A 4,270-nucleotide genomic window follows, 5' to 3' on the forward strand; every position below is an offset into this window, starting at 1 on the left:
CGCTTGTGAAACTTCTTACAGGACTTGATACCTATGATTCCGGAGAAATTCAAGGTATGAACAACAAAGAATTTTCATATATTTTCCAAGAGCCAAGACTTCTTCCCTGGCTAAACGTCTATGACAATATTGATTTTGTATTGAAAGGTGTTTTTTCAGAATTCCAAGAAAGAAACAATGTTATAATGGACAATCTGAGCCTTGTGGATCTGGACTCTTCAATAAACATGTATCCAGAGGAGCTCAGCGGTGGAATGATGCAAAGGTTGTCAATAGCAAGAGCCTTCTCATATCCTTCCCAGATCCTCTTCATGGATGAGCCTTTCAGTGGATTGGACATAAAGCTCAAAATGTCGGTTATGAATTCATTCAGATCAATCTGGTCAAAATCATCAAAAACCGTTATATATATAACCCATGATATCGACGAAGCTGTATACCTGGCAAACAAGATATACATACTTGATGAAAGTCCTGCAAGAATAGTCTACGAAAAGAAAATCGATGACGATGTTATGAAAAGAAATTTTAACGACGACAATCTAGCAGTCTTAAAAAGAGAATTACTGAACATAATTTCAAAAAACTGATGAAAACCAAAAAAATTGTACTGATTTTAGTGCAATTTTCTTATTTGTATTGATTTTAATACAATAATTTGTTATAATTTCAAACTAATACTATACCTAAGGGGTGAATTAAATGAAAATGACAGTTGCTGAAGCAGTACTAGCTTGTCTGGAACAAGAAAACATCAAAAAAATATTCGGATATCCAGGTGGAGCCGTCCTCCCACTTTACGAAGCCATTAGAAATTCCAAGGTGGAGCATATCCTGGTCAGAAATGAACAGTCTTCTGCCCACATGGCAAGCGGTTATGGAAGAGTCAACAACTCTGTCGGAGTATGTCTCGCTACTTCAGGTCCTGGTGCAACAAACCTCATAACTGGAATTGCGACTGCTTACATGGATTCAATACCATTGATAGCTATTACAGGACAAGTAGTATCCGCTAAAATAGGAACAGACATGTTTCAGGAAGCAGATGTAGTAGGTGCAACAGAGCCTTTTACAAAGCACAATTACCTTGTGAATTCAAAAAACGACATACCGAGGATAATGAAGGAAGCATTTTACATAGCTAATACAGGTAGAAAAGGTCCTGTGCTTATTGATATACCAAAGGATATACAAAATGAAATAATAGATTTCGAATATCCAGAAAATGTTGAAATAAGAGGATACAAGCCAACATATGAAGGAAACATGAAACAGATTAAAAAAGCTGTGGAGAAAATTAACAAATCTGAGCGTCCTCTAGTAATTGTAGGTGGCGGAATCAGTTCTTCCGGGTGCAGAGATGAGCTTGAGAAATTTGTAGAAAAAACAAAAATACCAGTTGTATGTACACTTATGGGAGTTGACAGTTTCCCCAACGAATCAAAGCACTTTGCCGGTTTATTGGGATCCCACGGATATCCCTTCATCAATCAGGCAATGAACAAAGCCGATTTGATAATAGTAGTAGGTGCCAGATTTACTGACAGGTCGACTGCTGTAATCTCGGATAATAACGAAGGCCAGCATATCATTCATATCGACATAGATCCTGCCGAAATAGGAAAAAACAAAAAAACACATACTCCAATAGTTGGAGATGCGAAAAATATACTTGAAAAACTTACATCATATGAATATACGGCAACCATCAAAAAATGGAAAGACAGCCTCAAATATTCAAGAAAATCATACTGGGATGACAACCTGGGAAAAGAATGGGAACTAGAAGGTGCAAATCCTCTAAAATTCATAAAATCCATTTCAGACCACATTAATGGAAAGTCAATACTTACAGCCGATGTTGGGCAGAACCAGATATGGGCTGCACATTACTATTGTGCCAATGGAGACAGAAAATATTTTACTTCAGGCGGATTGGGAACCATGGGTTATGCCCTACCTGCTGCAATAGGAGCCAGATTCATGGCAGGTGATGACACTACTGTAACAGCTGTCATGGGTGAAGGTGGATTCCAGATGCTAATGGGCGAGTTTGCTCTTGTAAAAGAGCACAATCTTGACATAAAAGTTGTCGTAATAACCAACAACAGGCTTGGAATGGTTAGGGAACTGCAGCTCAATGCCTATGGATACAACAAGTACTGCGGCATAGACGTTAACTTCAATCCCGACTTTATGAAACTGGCTGAAGCATACGGCATTAAAGGATATACAATAGAAAAGGATAGCGACATAGAAAAGGTTCTAGACAAAGCGTATTCAATCAAGGAACCTTGCTTCATAGAATGCAAGGTTCATCATGATTTCCCTACTTTAGCACACTGGAGGTGGAAGTAATGAACCACGAAAAGCATGTACTTTCAATCACTGTTGAGAACTACCCTGGAACCCTTAGCAAGGTTGCTGGACTTTTCAGCAGAAGAGGATACAATATAGATACTCTGAATGTTGCTGAAACTACAGACACCAACATATCTAGAATAACCGTAACAGTTACAGGTGACGAAGAGATTCTTGAACAGATTACAAAACAGCTTAACAAACTTATCAATGTCATCAAAATCAACGATTTGACTTTGAAAAGATCTGTCCTCAGAGAACTTCTCTTCCTGAAGATAAACTGTACTCAAAAAACTAGAACGGACATCATACAAATGGCTGATGTCTTCAAGGGCAAGACTGTAGATATTAGCAACAAGACAATAACAATAGAAATGACCGGGGACGAAGATAAGAACAATGCCTTCATAGAACTCATTCGTCCTTTTGGAATAATAGAACTTGTTAGAACTGGTCTTACTGCCATAGAAAGAGGATGATTTCCCTAAGCCAAAATAAAGCTGGAAATCCAGTGCATTCATTGCACCGGGTTTCCAGCTTTTTAATACTAACTTCCTTCTTCTTTTATTTTATCCATCTCTCTCATCCACATTCCAAAAGAAGTATCACTTGGCATCCTCCAGTCACCTCTAGGTGACAGACATATGGATCCAACTTTCGGACCATCGGGAATGCATGACCTTTTGAACTGTTGAGTAACAAATCTCCAATAGAACTGTCTTAACCACTTGTATATTTCTTCCTTTGAGTATTTCCCGTCAAAAGCCAGTTCTGTTATTTTCATTATTTTCTTCGGTCCAAATCCATACCTTATAGTGTTGTAAAGGAAGAAGTCGTGAAGCTCATAAGGACCTATAAGATCCTCAGTCTTTTGTGATATTTCACCCTTCTCATCGGGAGGAAGAAGCTCAGGGCTTACAGGTGTGTCAAGAACATCAAAAAGTATTTCGCTGGTCTCCCCTTCAACTTCATGATCGGCCACCCATTTTACTACATACTTCACAAGTGTCTTTGGAATGCTGGCGTTTACTCCATACATGGACATATGGTCACCATTGTAGGTTGCCCATCCCATTGCAAGCTCAGATAAATCCCCCGTTCCAACCACTATTCCCCTATGCTTGTTTGACAAGTCCATGAGAATCTGTGTCCTTTCCCTTGCCTGTGTATTTTCATAGGTTATGTCATGAACCTCCATATCATGTCCTATATCACTGAAATGCTTGATGCAGGCCTCTGCTATTGGTATCTCTAAAAAAGTTGCTCCAAGAGACTTTATGAGCCCTACAGCGTTGTTGTAAGTTCTATTAGTAGTTCCAAATCCAGGCATTGTAACTGCTTTTATCATACTTCTGTCAAGTCCAAGTTTTTCGCAGGTCTTCACACATACAAGCAAAGCCAATGTGGAGTCAAGACCTCCTGATATTCCAATTACCATACTCGAAGAACCTATATGCTCAATCCTTTTTGCAAGACCACTAGTTTGTATACTGAATATTTCCTCGCATCTTTTATTCCTTTCCTCTTCCCTTCCGGGAACAAAAGGGTGGGGATTGTATTTTCTTGATATTTCACAGGATTTCGACTCTGTATAAAATTTAACTTTTCTAAATTTCTGCTTTTTCGTATCACTGAAGGAGCTTGAATTCCTTCTGTCATGATTCAATATATCCAAATCTATTTCACTGACTATTCTACTGCTTTTCATTTCATACTTTTCCGATTCCTCAAGGAGCCTTCCATTTTCAGCTATTAGACTGTGTCCACCGAAAACAAGATCCGTTGAAGATTCGCCATACCCTGCTGAAACATATACATATCCAGCAAGACATCTGGCCGACTGGTTGATTACAAGACTTTTTCTGTATTCACTCTTTCCTACAAGATCATTTGATGCCGAAAGGTTCAA

4 protein-coding genes are annotated in these 4,270 nt (G+C 38.7%); 3 read left to right on the plus strand and 1 reads right to left on the minus strand.

Features of this window, described 5'->3' with window-relative positions:
* From AC3AX0_RS08220 to ilvN, 3 genes are all read left to right on the plus strand, one after another.
* Nucleotides 1-590, plus strand: a 590-nt coding sequence (locus tag AC3AX0_RS08220; protein WP_487549815.1) for an ATP-binding cassette domain-containing protein, incomplete at its 5' end; no start/stop codon positions are given.
* A gap of 112 nt (nt 591-702) precedes the next feature.
* Nucleotides 703-2,358 (plus strand): biosynthetic-type acetolactate synthase large subunit, encoded by a 1,656-nt coding sequence (ilvB, locus tag AC3AX0_RS08225; RefSeq protein WP_487549816.1) that lies wholly within the window; start codon nt 703-705, stop codon nt 2,356-2,358.
* Nucleotides 2,358-2,840: an acetolactate synthase small subunit gene (ilvN, locus tag AC3AX0_RS08230; RefSeq protein WP_487549817.1), complete on the plus strand. Its 483-nt coding sequence runs from the start codon at nt 2,358-2,360 to the stop codon at nt 2,838-2,840. The genes ilvB and ilvN overlap by 1 nt, the downstream gene beginning before the upstream one ends.
* A 68-nt stretch (nt 2,841-2,908) precedes the next feature.
* On the opposite strand, the gene AC3AX0_RS08235 is transcribed toward ilvN, so the two are convergent.
* A partial coding sequence (locus AC3AX0_RS08235) for an NAD(+) synthase (RefSeq protein WP_487549818.1) occupies nt 2,909-4,270 on the minus strand: 1,362 nt, incomplete at its 5' end.

The organism is Dethiosulfatibacter sp. (genome assembly GCF_983023055.1).

Coding starts and splice junctions, on each gene's coding strand:
- ilvB (WP_487549816.1), top strand. CDS start 703: ATGAAAATGACAGTTGCTGAAGCAGTACTAGCTTGTCTGGAACAAGAA.
- ilvN (WP_487549817.1), top strand. CDS start 2,358: ATGAACCACGAAAAGCATGTACTTTCAATCACTGTTGAGAACTACCCT.